Here is a 21,528-nt window from a genome sequence, read left to right on the forward strand (position 1 = left end):
TAGTCAATTAACCAAACTTAATAATGAAGAGATTTTACTTAACTATTCTTTTTGCACTTATCCTATCAACCATTGGTTTTGCCCAACAGATACCTTTCCAAGGTCGCCTATTGGATAATGATCGGCCTTTTAACGGAACCGCAACCATAGACTTTAGCATTGCAAGCCCCGTGTGGTCAGAAACAAAAAGTAATGTACCAGTTGTTGATGGCTACTACTCAGTTGTTTTAGGATCCACCACCCCCCTTCCCGACACCTTATTTGGAGACAGCAGAGAAATCCTTTTGAACATTACAGTAAATGGAGAGGATTTAGGATCGGTGATACTACACTCACCGCTCTTGCCTTACACTTCAGATGGTCCGATTGGTATTGACAGCATTGAAACCCAAAGCATCTCAATGAATAATACGCTTGGATTCGAAGCAGTATCTCTCATTGGAAGGGCACAAGGTGGATATTTTCAACTTACAGATCCCGATCCAACGAATAACTTCCTAAGATCATTTGTAGCAACAGGTACATCCGCAAATGTTGGCACTTCATTCCTGACCCTTGGTGGGTTTAATGCTGCCGAAGATGACGTCACTGCTATGGTCAACCTGTACATCACCGGAACAGATGTATTTGGGAATCCATTTTCCGATAGCTTCAGAAGAGGTGGAATTGATCTTTCCGACAATGATGGGAGGCTCCTTTCTGCCCTCGGGATAAACAGGGATGAATCTGGTGGTGATCCAACTGGAAAAAGTGGTCTTATGCTTATCAATGGACCTACAACCAGAAATGTATATGTTTCAGGTCAATGGTGGGCAAACAGTGAGTTAGGTATTGTTCAAGTGTTTGGACAAAATGATAATGGAGCCGGAGATTTTAGTTCTAACGTTGAAATTGTTGCTGATGACCAAGCTGGAGAAACCTCGGGACGCATTTCCATCATGAACACCGCAAATGGAGGCACTGTCAATGAAACCATTCTTATATCTTCCAATAGTGGATCAGGTGGTGGATTCATAGACATTAGAGATAATGGCGGAGCTAACACGATTGGCTTAGATGGGCAAAATGGTAACATCTCCGTAACCGGCGATGTGGCAGGAAATACGCTGACCTCCTCAGACGGCATGGTTCAAACCTCCGATAGAAGATTAAAGAAAAACATCATAAATCTTGAAGATCCGCTGCAAAAAACCCTCAAAATGAGAGGCGTGTCATACCAATGGAAAGATGAAGCTAAATCTCAGAGGAACCAGATTGGTGTGATCGCGCAAGAGGTGGAAGAAATATATCCCGAATTTGTAATCACCAATAGCGAAGGAATGAAAGCGGTGAATTATGCACAAATGACTGCCGTACTGATTGAGGCGGTCAAGGTGCTAAATGCCAAGGTGGAGCAATTGGAATCCGAAAACGCTGATCTAAGAGCTTCATTGGAAGAAGTAAAAACACTTAAATCTCAGGTGGACAACCTCATGAAAGTGTTGGGGAGCAGCAAAGCATCAGGCAAATGAAATTTTCAGCAACAATGAAATCCTTCTTACTTGTTACACTTCTGCTGTGTAATCTTACAATGCAGGCGCAGCTAAGTAGTCAGGGGCATACTACGAATTATGCAGGAGGAACCTTGTCCAGCACCAACTACTCGACAGAATTTGCAACAGGTCAGACTTCTGGTATACCGGCGAGCGAAAACTTTAGCATTTACCTTGATCTTGCTGCATTTAACATGGAAAGCGCGACTGTTTCAGTTAATACGGTTTCTGGAGGAAGTACGCTTACCGAAGAAACTCAAGCGCTTTTACTAAGGATCAGAGATTCTGGCAACTACGATACACTTGATAATACTACCAATAGTGGCGGAAGTTTTGATTTCAATCCAGTATTTGTGGGGAGCTATCTTATAAATGTGGATTCAGATCCTGACCAATATGTAGCTACCTATTATGGAAATGCATTTCTATGGGAAGAAGCAGATGTTTTGGAATTGAGTAGCGATACACTTACCGAAATCATCATTGAGGCGGTACCTCCTACTTTGACTGAAGCAGATGGGGATGGAAATGTATCAGGAGTGGTGGAAGAAAATTTTGAAGATTCTAACGGGCGCATCAACGCGCGTCGAAGGGCTGCAAAAAGGAAATGTGGACTTAGAAGAAAAAGAACAGGCGGGCGCACAGGTCAGGCGAGTGATGAATTTGAGTTAATCGCATATGGAGAAACCAACGAGAATGGAGAATTTGAATATGGATTCTTGCCCCAAGGAACCTATCGTTTCTTTGTAGAATATCCGGGAATTCCGATCGATGAATCATCATTCGTTCAGTTTGAGGTTGGTGAAGCAGGCGTAACTGATAATTCACTGGTGCTCGCCGCTGTGGTAACTGAAACTGGCATCAGCATTGAGTTAATCTTGGGTTTGACCAGCGAATTTTTCACCGACTTCAGTATATATCCAAACCCAGCCGCTCATGTTGTCAATGTATCCTATGACAAGATGAACGCTGAAAGCATAAGCATGCAACTCATAGATATGCATGGGAAGGTTTTGTTGACTCGTGAAATGCCTAAAAGTAAGGGAGGTCAGACTCAAGTAGATCTACAACCATTTGTAAAAGGTCAATACTTACTGAAATTCATTGATAATGAGAAAAAGAAAACTGCTCTGACATTCAGGATTATAAAGAACTAGATTCCTCATACGCTAGCCTAGTAGAGAGTCCATCCTTTAATTAGGGTGGACTTTTTCATTATTTCAAGATTCCATCTCAACCTTTTTAGGCTTAGAAAGCTCTAAGCATCAAAATACCTCAAACAGGGTATTGCGATTAGTGGATAGTATCCATAATTTGACAATCTATACTACCCAGCATGAAAACTACCAGCAAGATTCTCTTTCTTGTCCTTCTAATATCTATTGGTGATCGCGTATACTCACAAACGACTGATATTGTTTGGATGGACAATGACACACGGTCTATTAATATTTTCGATATCAACAGACTCACAAACATACAGCTACTTCAAGGATCCATTTCAAACCCCAGACACATTGAAGTTGACAAAAAAAATCAAAAAGTTTACTGGGCAGACCCTTCACTGAAGAAAATCTCACGCTCCAATCTCGATGGTAGTGTGCTCGAAGATGTTATCACATTTAGTGGAAATACTCAATTCGAGGGACTGGCAATAGATACGTTGAATAATAAGATTTATTGGAGAACATTCAATAATGGTATCGAACGAGCTGATCTCGATGGACTCAATCAAGAGCCTGTTATTGGAATTGTAGGCAATGGAGATATAGCCATAGACCCTGTAAACAACTCTGTTTTTTGGACCAGTCAAATTGAATTAAAAAAAGCAGATCTCGATGGAGCAAATGAGACGCTTTTAGCCACCCTAGAAAACGACTTTAGGTCAGATTTAGAAATTGATATAACAAACCAAGATTTATACTTTGGGGATAACAATGGAAATGCCATATTCAGGATTAATACAGACGGCACTGGACTGGAAACGGTGTTTTCTCAGCAAGGATTTATTCCAAAGGGGATCGCGTTGGATGTTCCTAATAATGTACTTTATTCCTTTAATAATTTAACCAATTCTATTTTAAGAATAAATTTTGATGGTTCTAATGCCACTGTTGTTTCAAATGAATTAAGCGAGGTTTCCTTAATTGATTCAGATGTAGAATTCTACAATGATCTTTTATACACCTCTCGACCTACCCAACTATTGAGCGTTGATCCGGCTACCACCAACGAGGTGGTATTGATATCCAGCGAGATTGGAGCTCCTAGAGAGGTTGCCATGAACTTAAATCAAATCCTAATTACAGATTTTGACGGTGGTAGTATTTTGAGTCACGATCTATCATCAGGGGAGACTAGTACATTAATCCCAACGCTAAATACCCCAATCAATATTGTCACCACAGAAGACCACATCTACTGGACAGGGTCTGGTGGGACCGCTCCTGGAATAATATTTCAATCAGCCATCGATGGGACGAATCAAGTTCAAATTTTCAGTGATGGCAACAATCAGCGATTCAATGACATTGATGTAGATGAAACTAATGGCTACATCTATTTTTCAGTAGGAAACTGGATTGCCAATATTGGACAAATCAGGAGAGTACCCATCGAAGGAGGTGCAGACGAGCTGGTGGTGAATTCTTCTGCCGCAGATCAGATTGCCATCAATCATGTCACTCAAGAAATCTTCTGGAATGAGAATAGTCAGCTATTCAAGGCGGGTCTGGACGGATCCAATGTCCAGGAAATAATTGTCCCTGACTTTTTCCCAAATGACATAAAGATTGATCAAGACAGCCAGCGACTATACTGGTCAGATGGATTCTTCCGAAGAGTAAATGTGGATGGCTCTAACCCAGAGGTTGTTGGAAGCAGCAGCGGTGACATTCAAGCTTTTGTACTTTACGACTCCATACAAACAGCATATATTCTTCAACCCACACTTGAAGCAGACTCGCTGGCACTGGTTGATTTCTACAATGCTACGGACGGACCCACCTGGGCTAGTGACACAGATTGGCTTCAGGAAGGCAGGAATGTGACCAGATGGCAAGGCGTCTCAGTAGAAAATGGTCGTATCGTATCATTGAATTTCCAATCAATTTCAAATCTCATAAGAGGTGAGATTCCACCTTCAATTGGAGACCTGACTGAGTTGACCACACTCAATCTCTCTGGACACAGGCTTTCTGGAACAATTCCCGCCGAAATAGTAAATCTAACGAAGCTTAGGAATCTCAACCTAAATGTCAACTTTGAGCTAATTGGGGCATTCCCATCATTAAATGGGCTTGATTCTCTCATTACCCTTGACATTTCAGCTTGCTCATTTGAGGATTTACCTGATTTATCCGGCCTGGCATCACTTGCTGAGGTATACGCTGCTTCTAACCTCTTGGAGTTTGACGACATAGAACCCAATATATCCATTCCAATCTTTGATTATCAGCAACAGCGAACATTCAGCAGTGACACAGTCATTTATGATCTTTCTCTTCCCTACAACATTACCCCTTCTACTCCTGGGACATCCAACATATATCAATGGTTTCTGAACGGTGACACTATTCCCGGTCAAACTACGAATGTATTAACTGTGAATCCTGGAGAAAATGGTGACTATAAATTACTAATAGAAAACACGCTAGTTCCAAATCTCACTCTTAATTCCGGCGCACATAGATTCACTGACACTCCCCCATTTATTGTAAATTCAGATGTTGAAATATTCACCCATCAGATCAAAACCGGTGTCGACCAATCCTTAAAAAACACAGTAGAAGTCATAGATGCTAACGGGGATGGAATAATTGACCTAGCCATAGGGTTGAGTCAAACAATGAACTATTACAATGGAGGAAATAGAATATCATCTATCCCAACGGTGACCTACCAAATAACCGATCCATTAAGAATCACAAACATTGCGTCAGGTCAGTTTACAGAAGACAGCTTTCATGACGTGGCAATATCTGTACATGATCCGAATGATTATGATGGTGCCAACTCAATAGTTCTAATGGAAGGTGGCTCCAGTCTTTCTGAAAGCACAGTTCAGTATCAGGAAATTTCACTATCAGGATTGGGTGCAGATTTTAACTTAGGTTCTTTCACGGGGCCAATTAATATTGCCTCATTGGGAGATATCAACAATGATGGTTTTGAAGATCTCGGGCTATCGACGGCAGGTAACGCCTCTGCCATTCAAATCTACTTTGGTGGACAATCTGTATTTGGAAACCTCACTGATAAAGTAGAGATCAGTGCAGCTTCCTTTGCCCATCGCCTTTTCAAGTTAGAAGATATCAATAATGACGGAATTGATGATTTCGGCGTGTCAAACCCAAATAGCAGTGAATACTTCATTTATTTTGGGGGCAATGGCAAAACAGATTATGTTGACCCGGACTTAACGATATCACTGAGTGGGTCAGCCTTTGAAAACAATCAACAATTCTTCGGTTGGACTACCACAATTTCGGATGTTAACAATAACTCCCAACCCGACATTCTTATTCGCCCGGTCTTTGCCAGGGATCCAGTAATCAGTTCAATAGGGACTAATTCCGTTTTTGTTTTATATGGAGGATCTGAATTGGACAACATCATTGATGATGCAATCCGTTTACCTTCTAGTTCGTCAGATCCTACTTTTGTTTCCTCTAATGGTTTGCATGATTTTCAAAACCTAGGAGACTATGATGAAGATGGCGTAGACGATATTCTGGTAAGCCAATACGGTGAAAGTTTTGATGCTTACATCTTTCCAGCACAAAACATTTCAGAAGCTTCAATTCCAGCAAGTACACTCAAAGCTCCCGTTCAAGATTTTTTAGGTAGCAGAAACAACTTCCTCAATTATCAAGCAAGCAATGCCGTAGGAGATTTTAATGACAATGGGCTCCTTGAGGTGGTGCTCGGACAAAGTACAGAAGATGGATACAACCTCTACTTTTTTGAAAACTTTGAGCCTCCGGGTGACAGATATTACGATTCGTTGGCGTTGGTAAATCTTTACCAAACTACTAATGGTGAAATTTGGTCGTCATCTGAAAACTGGCTCGAAACTGACATGGATACCTGGGAGGGTGTATCTCTCAATTCAGGTCGAGTTATTGAAATAAATCTCCCAAACAGAAACTTAACAGGGACCATTCCTGATCAAATTGGCAATCTCCTATTTCTGGAAAACATTGACATGTCTGGTAATCAGTTAGAAGGGGCTCTTACCGAAACATTAGTCAATCTTACATCACTTGAAGGACTCGATCTTAGCAACAATGAATTTTCAGAAGTTCCAGATTTAAACCTACTTAGCTCCAACCCAATCACTTCCTTGGATCTATCCGCCAATCGCCTGGATTTTGAAGATTTAGAGCCGGTCTTTTCTTTGGGATTTTTAAACTACGCAGATCAAAAAAATATTTCACTGTATCAACCAGATACCGTTCTGGTTCCGGTTACCAAGGATACCACCATAAGTGTTGCAATCGAAGGCAGCAGTCTTTCCTATCAATGGAAATATGATGGAGGCAATTTAGCAGGAGCCACGGACTCTACATACTCCATAAATTCAATTGATCGTTTAAACATGGGCTCCTACTCTGTTGAGGTTGAAAGTGGGTTAATCACTGATCTAACGCTTACTTCTGATCCTATTGATGTGTTGGCCACAGCAATTGTCAGTGTCAACGTTACAGACTTTGACTCGGAAATGATTGACGAAAATGTTTCTGGAGCAATAATGGAAACGATCAGGAAAGAAAGAGGATATGACACCTTGGGAAGAAAGAATGCAGTGACTTCATCCTTTTCCTTCGACCCTATCATATTGAAAGACTTTCTTATTGGAATTAATTCAGACCCTGAGAAATACGTCGACACCTATTATCAAGATGTCTTTTTATGGGAAGAAGCTGAAGTACTATCCTTACTCGGTGACACCACTATACAGATTAAAATCACAGCCATTCCTGCAGAACTAACTATAGATGATGGAGAGGGATTGGTGAGTGGAAGTATAGAAGAAGACTTTACGGAAGAAGGCGGACGGATAAATGCAAGAAGAAGAGCTGCACGTAGAAAATGTGGCTTGCGTAGAAAAAGATCAGGTGGACGCCTGGGACAGAGTAATGATGAATTTGAGCTTATCGCCTATGGTGAAACAGATGACAATGGTGAATTCCAATTCGGCTTCCTTCCGGAAGGAACGTATCGATTCTTTGTGGAATATCCGGGAATCCCTATTGACGAATCTTCCTTTGTCCAATTTGATGTGGGCGAAGCAGGGGTTACTGATGACTCGTTCGTTCTTGCTGCGGTCGTAACCGAAGAAGGGATATCTGTTGAGTTGGTACTTGGAGTTACTAAAAACTTTTTTACAGATTTCAGCATATATCCTAATCCCACCATAGATATCATTCACATTGATTACAACAAGATTTTATCAGAAAAAATAACGATGGAGCTTATTGATATGAAAGGAAAAGTTCTGATAACCAGAGACCTAAAAAAAGGAACAGAAGGAAACCTTGAAATGAATCTCAAAGGCTATCGAAAAGGACAATACCTATTGAGGTTTTTTGACACGCAAAAAGATCGAACTGCATTAACCTTCCGAATTATCAAACAATAGACCCGTTATTCATGGCATAATTTGAACCGTATTACTAGTGATAAATATTCAGGATTTTTTAACTTGTAGTGTTTGACTACCACGTATATGACGCCAGCTCCTCCATTTAGCTATACCTATACACCTAACATTCCCGAGTTATTGCAAGGGTTAAACTGCTCCATTGCGATAAGTACCTATCAAACAGGTAAAGTGGTGATTTTCTCAGCCAAGGATGCAAACCAGTTGATTCAACTGCCGCGAACTTTTGCTAAGCCAATGGGAATGGCCAAGCAAGGTGACAAGTGGGCAATTGCAACCAATGACTCTGTGGTAGTCACTGGAAATGCGCCAGGACTAGCTGCCAATTACGCTCCAAATCCCAACGTCTACGACAGTCTATACATCCCAAGAGCAAGCTATTACACAGGTCCGCTTGACATGCACGACATCCATTTTACAAACGAGGGGCTTGTGGGCGTTAATACGGCTTTTTCAACACTTTGCAAGATTGATGAAGACTTTAGTTTCAAACCCATTTGGACACCAAAATTCATTTCAGCCCTCAAACCCGAGGACAGATGTCATCTCAATGGGCTGGCTTTAGAGACTGAATCAAATAAACCCAAATATATCTCTGCACTTGGTCAAGGCGACTCACATAGATCCTGGAAAGAAGGAATGCTCGATGGTGGTGTTTTGATCGATATAGAGACGGATGAAATCATCCTATCCAGACTACCTGTGCCGCACACACCTAGAATTTATGGTAAGGAGCTCTATATGCTTTTGTCAGCCACAGGTGAGCTTGTGAAAGTTAACGTCCAGGCTGGAACCTATGACATCATCACTAAGATCAATGGTTTTGCAAGAGGCATGGATCGAATAGGTGACTATTTATTCATTGCTACATCAAAACTTCGGCCGAATAGCTCCCTATTCAAGGAAGCGCCGGTGGCCAAACGATCAGTAAACTGTGGGATCACAGTTGTCTACATCCCCACTGGTCAACCTTGTGGGTATATAAATTATCAAACCAGTGTTGAAGAGTTGTATGACCTCATCCTACTGGAAGGGAATACCAGACCCAACATTCTTAACCTGGAAAAGGGAATGCACAGAACATCCGTTGTTACATCGGATGAAGTATTCTGGCATAATCCTGAACCAGAAACTCAACCAGAAACTACCACTACTGCTATATGAAAAATTCACTATACGCGTCGCTGCTCAGTCGACTCAAAAACAAACATGCAAAACTTGCATCAAGGTTTCACAAAAGTGTGAAAGAAGGAGAATTCCAAAAGCAGCGCTTTAGAAAACAAAGAGATGCAGTAGAAAGACTCAAAAACATTGAGAAGCGAATCGCAGTTTTAGGAGCACAAACAGGATTTAACTATCGACTCAACTATAAACACTGGGCAGTAGCATTGGCTATGGGTGTTGTGGTATCAGCAAGCGCTCAACAAAAACCAAAAGAAGATTTTAAAACTCGATTGAAACAACATGCCAATCAGGTAATAAACGATATACAACCTCTTGCACAGAGTGTGTTTTTCGAGCCTAAAGTTGGTTTGGGGGTGCCGCTCTTCAATCAATTTCATACAGGTGATCTGGATGGCGATGGGGACTTGGATGCTTTGTATGTCCCCTATTTAGAGAGCCCTTTGATTCTAACGAATGAGGGATCGTTCAATTTTAGTATCTCAGCATTAACAAATACACCTTTAGAAATAGTAGAGCAAACCATTCTTGCAGATTTTGATGGAGATGGTGATTTGGATTTATTTATGCGAAATGGAACCTACGGTGCAATTGGAGTACAAATGTGGGTCAATGATGGTGCTGGGAGTTTTACTTCACAAGCAGTCACTTTCCCAAATGTGAATTTTGACGATGATCGTTTGACTGTTGCCGATATTGATGGTGATGGTGATCTAGATTTTGTAGGAGAAACTCGCCAAGACTCTCCATCATATGATTTTGTAACAGTTTTCAATAACGTAAGTTTTGATTTCAGTGATACTACGGCCTACAAAGGTTCGTATATGTTCTCTCAAAGCTCACATCTAATATCTCCAATGGATGTTGATGGAGACTTAGATATTGACATTGTTTACCATTCCTATTTGCCTTCATTCAGCAGCTATGGTGTTCAAATCCTGGAAAATGATGGCTCAGGGAATTTCTCTCAAGCCAACTCTAGCTTAGCTCCCACCAATAATTTTAACGATGGATCCGTACCTATTGATTTTGACAATGATGGTGATCTTGATTTCCTCACTTTCCCTTCTGGCATATCCGGTGTCAGGGTAAGGCCATTCACTAGCAATGGCACTATCCCTACAGACGGCTCCAGTCCATTCACGGAAGGAACTGACGTTGTACTTTCTGCATCGGTAAATGATAATGGAGAAGATATTTTTCCAATGCGCGTAGATACGGATGCCTTTGAGGATTTTGTCGCAAATACCGAAGATTCGACGTTCGTTTTCATCAGCAATGGGGCCGGTTTGTTCTCTGAACAAATCAGACTGGCTGGCCAGTCTAAACCAGGAGATCTTGATGCGGATGGTGACGCTGATTTGTTCTTTTTCGATGGTAATTTATCGATTAGGGACAATCAAGGAGCAGGGGCATTTGCGCAAAGAGCAGATATACTTACAATCTCCTCTACCTATGATACCAAATTGGTGGATCTTGATGGGGATGGGGATTTAGATTTAGCACAAGGAGGTGGTTCAGTTTCAAGAAGCTGGATTAATGACGGTAGCGGCAACTTCACCATTGGCCAGGAATTTCCCGGAAACGCCTATCAGCTAGCGTTTGGTGACCTTGACGGTGATAGTGACATGGATATGGTGGTTGCCCTTGAAGGCGACAGTCAATACCCTGGCTTTATCATCTACACCAATGATGGAGCAGGGAATCTTACCTACAATTCAAACTTAGGAACCGGCTATGAAACAGATCAAGTATTCCTTGCTGACATGGACGAAGATGGTGATATGGATATAGTGGCTAGGCAAGATGGTGTCAGTAATGATTACATCAGAATATATGACAATCAAGGTTCATTGACTTTTTCACTTTCATCTTCCATTGCCAATGCAGGCAACTCCAAAATGAATGTTGAAAATATAGATGGAGATTCAGATAAGGACATTGTGCTCGCCGCAGAAGAACTAGGAATAACAACAATTATTAATAATACCGGGACCCTCGCTGCAGGTTCCACATTTACACCTTTAGGATCCAATTTTAGCATTTCCGATGTTGATCTTGCCGATTTAGACGGGGATGGTGACATGGACATTTTCGCTTCGAATGGTTACGATTCTCCTACAGCAGAAAGCTATGTTTTCATAAACAATGGCAGTGGAACCTTTACTGATAATGGTCAAAATGTAGCCACTGGAAGCAATTATGCGAGTTTCCTTGGAGATATTGATAGTGATGGCGATGTGGATGTCGTTTCCGGAGGATATATCTCATATCCTAAACTGTGGGTCAACGATGGATCAGCAAATTTTGCCTTCGACCATGACATCCCGACAATTGCAACAGAATACAGCAGTGTCAATATAGGAGATTTAGATGGGGATGGTGATCAAGACATTGTCATTGGCGATTATTATGGAGGCACAAACATCTTCTTCAACAGCTCCTTGATACCAAACCCATTGGAGCCAGATTCGCTTGCATTAGTTGATATTTTCGATACAATGGATGGAGCAAACTGGACGGATGCTACCAACTGGAAATCCGGAGATGTGAGTACTTGGTTTGGTGTAACATTAAACACGGATGGAGATCGGGTAGAAAGATTGGAACTCCCTAATAATGGTCTAAGCGGGACGCTACCTGCAGCGGTTGATCAATTGGCTGCATTAGAAATATTGGATGTATCGGACAATGACATTGATGCTCTTGGAGCACGGTTTAGCACCTTAACAAGTGCTTTGGACATCAATTTAAATGGAAATCGATTAGACTTTGGTGATCTTGAAGCAGTAGGCGGAGTTGCCGTCCTAAGCTACACAAACCAACAAGAGCTGGTAGAAGGCATCATTGAAAATGGCCCAATAGAAATCCCTGTAGGGTCAACGCAAGCATTAACCTCTAATGTAAATGGGTCTGCCAATACCTATCAATGGACGTATGATGGGGATGATATTCTTGGTGCTACAACAGCAAATTATAGCATAACGAACATTGATCGATCCAATATGGGGCTTTACGGGTTGGACATAAATAATTCCATCGCTACGGGTCTTACATTATCTTCTACCCCCATTGAAGTACTCGCTACTTCTATAATTACCGTCAATGTCACTGATGATAGCGATGTACTGCTTACCGAAAATGTAAATGGATATCTGCTTGAGATAGAAGAAGGCGAGGTTGGATTTGACACCCTGAGCATAGCCACTCAAGAAAATGTATCCAGCAGTTTTTCATTCCCAGCTGTCGTGCTTGGAGATTTTTTAGTTAATGTGAGTTCAGATGAAGCGCTTTATGTTCCCACCTATTATTCAGATGCATTTCTATGGGACGAAGCAGATACATTGAAGCTGAACAGTGACTCGATTATTCAAGTGACGATAACTGAGGTGCCTCCAGTTTTGACTCCTGCAGATGGAGAAGGACTTGTAAATGGCTCCATAGAAGAAGATTTTGAAGATGATGCAAGCAGGATAGATGCAAGAAGACGCGCCGCTAAAAGAAAATGTGGGCTAAGAAGGAAAAGAAGCGGAGGACGTACCGGACAAAGTACAGATGAATTCGAATTGATTGCATACGGCGAGACCAATGATAATGGAGAATTTGAATACGGGTTCCTGCCGGAGGGCACCTACAGGTTCTTTGTCGAATATCCTGGAGTTCCATTGGACGAATCCGCATTTGTTCAATTTGATGTTGGTGAAGCTGGCGTAGGAGACAACAGCTTTAGGCTTGCAGTATTTGCTTCCGAGGATGGCATCTTCATTGAATTAGTACTTGGGTTAACCTCGCCTCATTTTTCAGATTTTAAAATATTCCCTAACCCAACTGCTGACTTAATCAACATTGATTATACCAAAACGGGATCAGCAAATCTTTCGCTCGAAGTTTACGACCTCAATGGCAGAGAGATGCTTAGAAAGTCGTTAAAAGGAGATCAAAAAAATGTAACGATCGATATTTCCAATTTCGAAAAAGGTCAATACATCTTCCGTGTGATCGATGAAAATCGAAAAGATCTTGTGGTGTACAAAATCATCAAAAATTAATGTCAATCGCCTGAGGGTTACTTCAAATCCTCGGGCGTTGTAATCTTGATGTTATCGTAACTTCCTTCTATAAGTTGAACATTATTTCCAGCAGCCTCGAAGACACTGGCATCATCTGTAAAATGCTTTGAACCTATTTTTTTGTATGCCTCCTTCAGCTTTGTCACATTGAAAGTTTGAGGCGTCTGCACCAAAACATAGTTGGATCGATCCTTAGCATTGGATTGAGTCCCAGTAATTTCGCGAATAGAATCTTTGAGATTCACTACTGCCACGCCAGAACCATCTTTCTCAGCAGACTCAAAAGAAGCTGTAATGGTTTCTTTTGTCACATAAGGACGGACAGCATCGTGAATTGCCACCAAGCCTCCCTCCTCAATCAAGTCTAGTCCTGATAAAACTGAGGCCGTACGAGTAGCTCCACCTACGGCTAGCTTAAAATCATCGTCTGGGAAGTGCTGTGACTTCATGCTCTCCCATTGCAGCATATGAGCCTTAGGTAGCACGACAACTATTGAGATGCTTTTGTCGCTCTCAAGAAATTTTTTAATCGATTGGACAATGATCGGCACACCATCTAGTAGAAGAAACTGCTTTGGCACATCGCTTTTCATACGTGTGCCAATGCCGCCTGCAACTATTATGGCGCTTTTTTTCAAGCCTGATCAGGTTAGATTATTAGCATCGCATCTCCATAGCTGAAGAATCGATACTTCTCTTTTATGGCCAGCTGATAAGCTTCTTGCATCAACTCATATCCTCCAAAAGCAGAAGCCATCATTAATAAGGTAGATTCTGGTAGATGGAAGTTTGTAATGAGCGCATCACAAATCTTGAATTCGTAAGGAGGAAAAATGAATTTATCAGTCCAGCCAGAATTGTCTTTCAACAAACCATTTGCAGATACTGACGACTCCAATGTCTTCATTGCAGTAGTCCCTACTGCACATATTTTAGACTTGTCAGCCAGTGCTTTGTTCACTCGGTCAGCTGTGGGCTTTTCTACCCAGTAGTTTTCAGAGTCCATTTTATGCTTGGTCAAATCCTCAACATCCACTGGACGGAAGGTTCCAAGACCCACATGCAATGTAATAGGCGCTATATCAATGCCGATAAGTTCCATTCGCTTGATCAGCTGTGGAGTAAAGTGCATACCTGCTGTCGGTGCAGCTACCGCTCCAATATTTTTGGCAAAAATGGTTTGAAAACGCTCTCTGTCTTCAGGCTCTGCTGATCGTTTGATTTCTTTTGGAAGTGGTGTTTCGCCCAAAGCATCAATCATCTTATAGAATTGCTCTTGATCTCCGTCAAACAGGAAACGAATAGTTCTACCTCTGCTTGTGGTGTTGTCAATCACTTCAGCAACCAACTCACCTTCTCCGAAGTAGAGCTTGTTCCCTACTCGAATCTTACGCGCTGGATCAACAAGGACATCCCACAACTTCATTTCAGTGTTTAATTCTCTAAGTAAGAACACTTCAATCTTAGCACCAGTCTTCTCTTTATTACCATACAGTCTTGCAGGAAATACGCGTGTATCATTCGTAACAAACACATCATTTTCTCCAAAATAGGAGACGACATCTTTGAAAACTTTATGTTCAATTTCACCTGTGTCTTTGTGAATGACCATCAGACGAGAGTCATCACGGTTTTCAGCTGGATGTAAGGCGATAAGGCTTGATGGTAGTTCGAATTTGAATTCGGATAATTTCATTCCCATAGGAAAAAGGATCTATTTTAATGATCAAAGGACCGCAAAATTAGCAAATATGTTTCACGTTTGTAACGTATACAACTTTAAACTCGTCAACTAATGGAAATTACCGTTTGAAAACAACATAGACCGATCCCTATTTTATTGAAAAACGTGCAATCTGTTTAGCTACATTTGTTTTATTAAAAATCACTAGTGAAGGTATTTAAGTTAATTATCGAAAGTTTTCGTTTCGCGTGGAGTGCCTTGCGGACAAATTTGCTCCGCACGACTTTGTCGCTACTCGGTGTAACAGTTGGAATTTTTTCCATTATCGCTGTATTTACGGCCGTAGATTCCCTCGAAAGAAGCATAAAGGATAGCCTTAACTTTTTAGGAACAAACAATATCAATGTTGAGAAATGGCCCTACGGCTTTGGAGGTCCATACCCCTGGTGGACGTACCTCAGAAGGCCGTATGTGACATTTGACGAGTATAGATTCATCAAAGAAAACGTTGACAATGCTAAGGCAGTGGCAATTTTCACTGTTCGCGGAGGCATCATTGCTAAATATGAAAGCAGTAGTGCGGCAGACCTATCGTTACTTGGCGTGGTTTATGATCACAAGGATGTTTATGAAATTCCTATTGAGGAGGGCAGATACTTTACAAGAGAAGAAGCCAACGGAGGCTCCAATGTTGCCATAATTGGATATCGTACCGCCAAAGAGCTGTTTCCTAATGACACCCCGATAGGCAAGAAAATAAAGATTAAAGGATTGAAATATTATGTCATTGGGCTAATTAAAGAAGAAGGTGACAGCTTCTTAGGAGCGCCCAGTAATGACGATAATGTTTATTTGCCTTATAAATCCTTTCAAAAAATATACTATTCCGGCAGGCGCAGAGGTGTAGAACCCAGGATTACAGTCAAGGGATTGACAGAAGATGTAGGTCTGGTAGAATTAGAAGCTGAGCTCAGAGGACTCATGCGCAAGAAACGATCATTAAAACCAAAGGAAGGGGATAATTTCGCATTAAATAGACCGGAAGCAATTACCAATTTCATCGGATCAACTTTCGATGCAATAAGCGTTGCTGGCGCGATTATAGGAGGGTTTGCCATACTCGTTGGTGGGTTCGGCATTGCCAACATCATGTTCGTCTCAGTAAGAGAGCGCACGAATATTATAGGCATTCAAAAATCCCTTGGCGCCAAAAATTACTTTATCCTTTTCCAATTCTTATTTGAAGCAGTTTTCTTAAGCTTGATTGGAGGTGGAGTTGGTGTATTACTTGTATATCTCATATCATTCGCCAGCTTAGGAAGTTTGGATTTAGTTCTCACCTCTGGCAATGTGATATTGGGTCTTGGAGTATCGGCAATCATTGGTGTCCTTTCAGGGATTGTACCCGCTCTGATGGCAGCACGCTTAGATCCTGTAATCGCTATTCGAACGACTGGGTAATTAACCATTAAATAGACCTGATTGTGAAAGTATTTAAGCTAGTTATCGAAAGTTTCCGCTTTGCATGGAGCGCATTACGCATGAACCTTCTTCGCACAACCCTTTCGCTATTGGGTGTCACGATTGGAATCTTTGCGATTATTGCGGTTTTCACATTAGTCGACTCTCTTGAGAGGAGCATAAAAAGTAGTTTAAGCTTTCTCGATGCGAACAACCTCGATATCAGAAGATTCCCGTATGAATTTGGTCCCAACATTCCTTGGTGGGAATACATCAAACGTCCATATACAAACTATGAGGAATATGAATTCCTTAAGAAGAACCTTAAGAACGCAGAAGGGATTACCATTTTTGCAGTGACAGGGGTAAATGCTGTGAAGCATGAAAGCAATAGCTACAGTGGAATCTCCCTTTTTGGCATTTCACATACACATCAGGATGTATATGACATGGCTAGCGATGTGGAAAAAGGCAGGTATTTCACCGCCTCAGAATCCTATACCGGCAAGAACGTTGCAATGATTGGGCACCTCATTGCGAAAAAACTTTTCCCCAGAGGTGAGCCAATAGGAAAAGAAATAAAAATTAAAGGCCTCAAATACACAGTAATTGCGCTTTTCAAAGAGGAAGGAGAAGGTATTTTCGGAGACACCGGCAATGATGAAAGTATCATGATCCCGTATCAGTCTTTCAAAAAGATTTTTTACTCCGGACGGAATAGAGGTGTGGAGACACTCGTGAGTGTAAAAGGCAGAACTGATGATATTGGACTTGTAGAGTTACAAGCAGAAATTACCGGACTTCTAAGAAGCAAAAGGGGCTTGCGTCCAAAAGAGAAAAACAACTTCTCTGTCAATCGACAAGATGCCATCATGAATATCATTGGCTCTACGTTTGATGTCATAGGAGTTGCTGGATGGGCCATTGGAGGGTTCTCCATTTTGGTTGGAGGTTTTGGAATAGCCAACATCATGTTTGTTTCAGTACGTGAGCGAACCAATATTATCGGTATTCAAAAGTCTCTTGGTGCCAAAAACTTCTTTATTCTTTTTCAATTCCTATTCGAAGCGATCTTCTTAAGCTTGATTGGAGGTGGAGTAGGACTATTCCTCGTATGGCTGCTTTCCCTCGCAAGTCTTGGCAACCTGGATTTAGTGCTTACATTCAGCAACATTGTACTAGGGTTGGGCGTAGCGGGAATCATCGGAGTGATCTCAGGAATTGTACCTGCACTGATGGCTGCACGATTAGATCCTGTGATAGCAATCCGAACAACAGGGTAGGTTTTCTATCTTAAAATACTCTCATTGGTCGAATCGTAATGAATCAAAACATCCATTATGCTTCTCAGCGGTAACCTATGGCTGTAATTTTCAATGTATGCAGGGTTAAAAAAAGCACCAAACTGTGTGAATTTTTGATAATCTGAGAAGTAGTTTGCTACTTCTCCTTCCATTTCGCTAAATATCAAATAATGCCTCTCGCCTTCTACATGATTTAATAAATTGTTGACCGACCCACACAGCGGTGACTTAATCGACAATCTTCCCAGATTCCCAATAGGATTAAAATCCCTATCTGCCAAAATTGCATTGAACGAACCAGTTCCAAAACTAAACCCGACAATTTGGTAGTCATCACCAAGCGATCCTTTCAAAAAGGTACCCATTCGCCCCTGATTAAATGGCGTACCGTCTAAAACGTGATTATTATGTGCCCAAATGGCAACCTTATCATTGAGTATCCTATGCCACCATTCCGAATATTCAGCCATCAATTCATCGCGTCTTTCTCCAAAATCAGACGTGCGATAAATTGACTCGCGCTCCTTTACCACATGTGCCGCCATTAGCGTCACTTCATAGTCATAACTTGTACTGCTCAATAGCAACTCTTCTTTATGGTCTACCAATAGATCATGGGCCATTTGAACACCTGCTATATTGTTTTGATGAAATTCAGTTTGAGTCGAATAATTGAAGAGGTCAGACTGTGGTAGTTGAGAGTAGTATGAAGTCACATCAGAAACCGCACTCGGCATATGAGTATTCAAATAATCTAATATGATATCGGTTTCTTCTTTAAATGAATTGCCTTGTGGATCGCAACCGACAAAATGAATTTTTTCGGATTCAACCAAGCCAAGGTTATAGTCACGCATCCACTGAACCAATTCCCTGACTTCTTCCGTGTCATAGGTCCAATAATAACTTTGATCAACTACCTGATCTGCAGTTCCGATACCTTTAGTCACAAAGTCATCTATTACCAACGCATTCCCCCACGGTATCTCGAAGACAATGGCTTTGAAAGCCAAATTCTCAACTAACTTTCGAAATAAGTAATTCTTGAAATCATAAAATTCAGCCGTCCCATGTGTGCCTTCTCCCAGCCCAACTATTTGGCTATTCGAAAGGTAATCAAGCAGTGATTCTATTTCCGGATATTCACCTTCCAAAGAAATTTCGCCAAAAGGTTTGGCATACTTCATATCCAATTCGGAAATGAGCACGTCCTCCGCTTCTGTTAGAATGCAATCTTCGACGTGCAGATCTTTTTTAGAACATCCGGAAATTATCGAAAGGAATATCAGGAAGAATAAATAAAACTTACTGCGAACCATACCTATAAAGGTAAATGATCTAAAGTGTTTAAGAGCCGTTCAATTTCTCCTTAATTCTCTTCTCCAATTCCTCCATCAATTCAGGATTATCCTCAATCAGTGCTTTCACAGCATCTCTACCTTGACCTAGCTTATTCCCGTCGTAAGAAAACCATGAACCCGACTTCTGAACAACGTCAAGCTCCACTCCTATGTCGACGATCTCACCACTCTTGCTGATTCCACGGCCATACATGATATCAAACTCCACTACCTTAAATGGAGGAGCTACTTTATTCTTCACCACCTTCACTCGAGTTCTGTTACCCATTACATTATCTGCAGACTCTTTGATCTGACCAATCCTTCGGATATCCAATCGAATGGAAGCATAAAATTTCAATGCATTACCGCCCGTGGTTGTTTCTGGGTTTCCAAACATCACACCGATCTTCTCACGAAGCTGGTTGATAAAAATGCATGAGCACCCTGTCTTATTGATGGTACCTGTCAACTTTCGCAATGCCTGAGACATCAATCGAGCCTGAAGCCCCATCTTGCTATCTCCCATCTCTCCTTCCAGCTCACCTCTAGGCACAAGTGCCGCCACAGAGTCAATCACAATGATATCTAGCGCACCCGAACGAATCAGATGTTCAGCAATTTCCAAAGCCTGTTCCCCATTATCCGGCTGTGAGATCAAAAGATTTTCTGTATCAATGCCAAGTTTCTCTGCATATGACTTGTCAAATGCATGCTCAGCATCAATAATGGCCGCCATACCTCCGGCTTTTTGTGCTTCTGCAATGCAATGCATTGCAAGGGTGGTTTTACCTGAAGACTCCGGACCGTATACTTCAATAACTCTCCCTCGTGGAATTCCCCCAACTCCCAGAGCAATATCCAGGCTTAGGGATCCAGTAGAAATGGTAGGTACATCCATCACTTTCTCATCGCTGAGTTTCATGACGGCTCCCTTGCCATAGGTTTTTTCCAGTTTATCGATGGTAATCTGGAGGGCTTTCATTTTATCTTCCGTATCGGCCATATTTCTTTTAGTCTTATTTTTAAAATCAGACAAAAATAGTTCTTTCAATCCTAAGAAAAATGAATTTAGCTAAAAATATTAGTAAAATATCTTCGCTATATTGTACACCTCCAATCTCAACCAACTAAACAGATGGAAAACTCAGGATACGAACAAGTTTATCAGCAACTCAGGCACATGAAAACGGTCATCGCTTTTAAAAAAGCAATGACCAAATCAAATCTCAATGTCGTTTATCTAGGCAATGTGACACAATCAACAGTGGAGAGTATCACAGATATGATCTCAGAAGATTTGAATACACGTCACGAAAATCGACGCGTGACTAAGCGTGTGTACCATGTAATGATGGAGTCGCTGCAAAACATTTGCAAGCATGCAGATAGTCAGTCCGAAGAAGAGTCAAACTCTCTTGAACAGGGCCTGGTAAAACAAGGCATATTTCTAATTGGGCATGATGAAAAAGAATACTTCATTACCACGGGTAATAACATTGACATGAAAAGTGCAATGGCACTTCGTGATGTCTTAGATAAGATCAATGCATTGGACTCGGATGGTATTAAGCAGATGTACAGGGAAGCTATGGAAACTTCAGAAATTGGCGATACCGGTGGTGCCGGGCTTGGCTTTATAGATATGGCAAAAAAAACAGGAACTCAATATGAATATTACTTCGAGCCTGATAGCGAAAAATCCTGTTTTTTTATTCTTACTATGCGTGTGCCAAAAGAAGTCGAGGCAAAGCCTTAGATGGCGAGATAGCCAGCATAAGCCAATCCAAAGACTCCCAAAGGGAGTGACTTCTAACTATTATTCAACCCCGTTTACCACCTCCTCTTCCTTAGGAACGTAATGGATAGCATAAATCATGTATCCACCAAGTACGGTTCCAATCGGAAATTTGAAAAGTAAAATTACTGCAGGAACGATCGCAAACTTCTTTCCCCAGTCTTTCATCGCGGCTAGTCCATATCCAGAAACCAGGAAAATCAATGAGGACACCGTCTGAATAACCGGAAGTGCATAAAGTAAACCCCTCGGAGGACGAATCTCTAAAAACAGAATATCAAAATCTTTAACATCCATCCAAAATTCGCTGTGACTAACCATATCTGCAAAAAAGAAGGTGGAAATAGAAATTGGCACCAAAATGAGCCCAATGACAATAAATATTTTACCAATAATCCGGAGGTTATTATCGTGATCTTTCAAATCCATAAGTGAAAAAGGTTGATTTTATTACTATGCATTACAAGGTATCTTACGATAAACTATAAATAAA

The 21,528-nt window shown here is 41.3% G+C and carries 13 protein-coding genes; 8 read left to right on the top strand and 5 right to left on the bottom strand.

Going from position 1 to position 21,528, the window contains the following annotated elements:
- Nucleotides 1-23 precede the first annotated feature (23 nt).
- The 5 genes from ABJF57_RS01030 to ABJF57_RS01050 all read left to right on the top strand — a co-directional run bounded on the left by ABJF57_RS01030 (nucleotide 24) and on the right by ABJF57_RS01050 (nucleotide 13,427).
- Nucleotides 24-1,511, top strand: coding sequence for a tail fiber domain-containing protein (locus ABJF57_RS01030; RefSeq protein WP_462235342.1), 1,488 nt, complete (start codon nucleotides 24-26; stop codon nucleotides 1,509-1,511).
- Nucleotides 1,508-2,689, top strand: coding sequence for a T9SS type A sorting domain-containing protein (locus ABJF57_RS01035; RefSeq protein ID WP_462236266.1), 1,182 nt, complete (start codon nucleotides 1,508-1,510; stop codon nucleotides 2,687-2,689). The genes ABJF57_RS01030 and ABJF57_RS01035 overlap by 4 nt, the downstream gene beginning before the upstream one ends.
- Nucleotides 2,690-2,868: 179 nt before the next feature.
- Nucleotides 2,869-8,175 carry a DUF5050 domain-containing protein gene (locus tag ABJF57_RS01040; protein ID WP_462235338.1) on the top strand — a complete coding sequence of 1,769 codons (5,307 nt, stop codon included), beginning with the start codon at nucleotides 2,869-2,871 and terminating at the stop codon, nucleotides 8,173-8,175.
- Between the two features lie 72 nt (nucleotides 8,176-8,247).
- Entirely contained in the window at nucleotides 8,248-9,360 is a 1,113-nt protein-coding gene (locus ABJF57_RS01045; RefSeq protein ID WP_462235336.1) for a TIGR03032 family protein, read from the top strand.
- Entirely contained in the window at nucleotides 9,357-13,427 is a 4,071-nt protein-coding gene (locus ABJF57_RS01050) for an FG-GAP-like repeat-containing protein (RefSeq protein WP_462235334.1), read from the top strand. The genes ABJF57_RS01045 and ABJF57_RS01050 overlap by 4 nt, the downstream gene beginning before the upstream one ends.
- 17 nt (nucleotides 13,428-13,444) lie before the next feature.
- On the opposite strand, the gene ABJF57_RS01055 is transcribed toward ABJF57_RS01050, so the two are convergent.
- Together ABJF57_RS01055 and queA are read right to left on the bottom strand one after the other, a co-directional pair.
- Nucleotides 13,445-14,086: a 2-C-methyl-D-erythritol 4-phosphate cytidylyltransferase gene (locus tag ABJF57_RS01055; RefSeq protein WP_462235332.1), complete on the bottom strand. Its 642-nt coding sequence runs from the start codon at nucleotides 14,084-14,086 to the stop codon at nucleotides 13,445-13,447.
- Between the two features lie 11 nt (nucleotides 14,087-14,097).
- Nucleotides 14,098-15,144, bottom strand: a complete 1,047-nt coding sequence (gene queA / locus ABJF57_RS01060; RefSeq protein ID WP_462235703.1) for a tRNA preQ1(34) S-adenosylmethionine ribosyltransferase-isomerase QueA — start codon at nucleotides 15,142-15,144, stop codon at nucleotides 14,098-14,100.
- Nucleotides 15,145-15,339: 195 nt separating this feature from the next.
- Between queA and ABJF57_RS01065 the strand changes: the two genes are divergently transcribed.
- Together ABJF57_RS01065 and ABJF57_RS01070 are read left to right on the top strand one after the other, a co-directional pair.
- Entirely contained in the window at nucleotides 15,340-16,593 is a 1,254-nt protein-coding gene (locus ABJF57_RS01065; RefSeq protein WP_462235330.1) for an ABC transporter permease, read from the top strand.
- Between the two features lie 23 nt (nucleotides 16,594-16,616).
- The gene (locus ABJF57_RS01070; RefSeq protein WP_462235329.1) at nucleotides 16,617-17,876 is read left to right on the top strand and encodes an ABC transporter permease; all 1,260 of its coding nucleotides are present in this window, start codon (nucleotides 16,617-16,619) and stop codon (nucleotides 17,874-17,876) included.
- A 5-nt stretch (nucleotides 17,877-17,881) separates the two neighbouring features.
- Here ABJF57_RS01070 and ABJF57_RS01075 read toward each other — a convergent pair whose 3' ends face one another.
- Both ABJF57_RS01075 and recA read right to left on the bottom strand, forming a co-directional pair.
- Nucleotides 17,882-19,216: an erythromycin esterase family protein gene (locus tag ABJF57_RS01075; protein WP_462235327.1), complete on the bottom strand. Its 1,335-nt coding sequence runs from the start codon at nucleotides 19,214-19,216 to the stop codon at nucleotides 17,882-17,884.
- Nucleotides 19,217-19,244: 28 nt separating this feature from the next.
- A complete protein-coding gene (recA, locus tag ABJF57_RS01080) occupies nucleotides 19,245-20,243 on the bottom strand; it encodes a recombinase RecA (RefSeq protein WP_462235325.1) in 999 nt (332 codons plus the stop codon).
- Between the two features lie 132 nt (nucleotides 20,244-20,375).
- Between recA and ABJF57_RS01085 the strand changes: the two genes are divergently transcribed.
- The gene (locus tag ABJF57_RS01085; protein ID WP_462235323.1) at nucleotides 20,376-20,996 is read left to right on the top strand and encodes a SiaB family protein kinase; all 621 of its coding nucleotides are present in this window, start codon (nucleotides 20,376-20,378) and stop codon (nucleotides 20,994-20,996) included.
- 60 nt (nucleotides 20,997-21,056) lie between these two features.
- Here the strand turns inward: ABJF57_RS01085 and ABJF57_RS01090 are convergent, their stop codons facing one another.
- A complete protein-coding gene (locus ABJF57_RS01090) occupies nucleotides 21,057-21,464 on the bottom strand; it encodes a hypothetical protein (RefSeq protein WP_462235321.1) in 408 nt (135 codons plus the stop codon).
- Nucleotides 21,465-21,528: the final 64 nt, after the last annotated feature.

The sequence above is a fragment of the Ekhidna sp. genome, from assembly GCF_039940915.1.
Taxonomy (GTDB): domain Bacteria; phylum Bacteroidota; class Bacteroidia; order Cytophagales; family Cyclobacteriaceae; genus Ekhidna.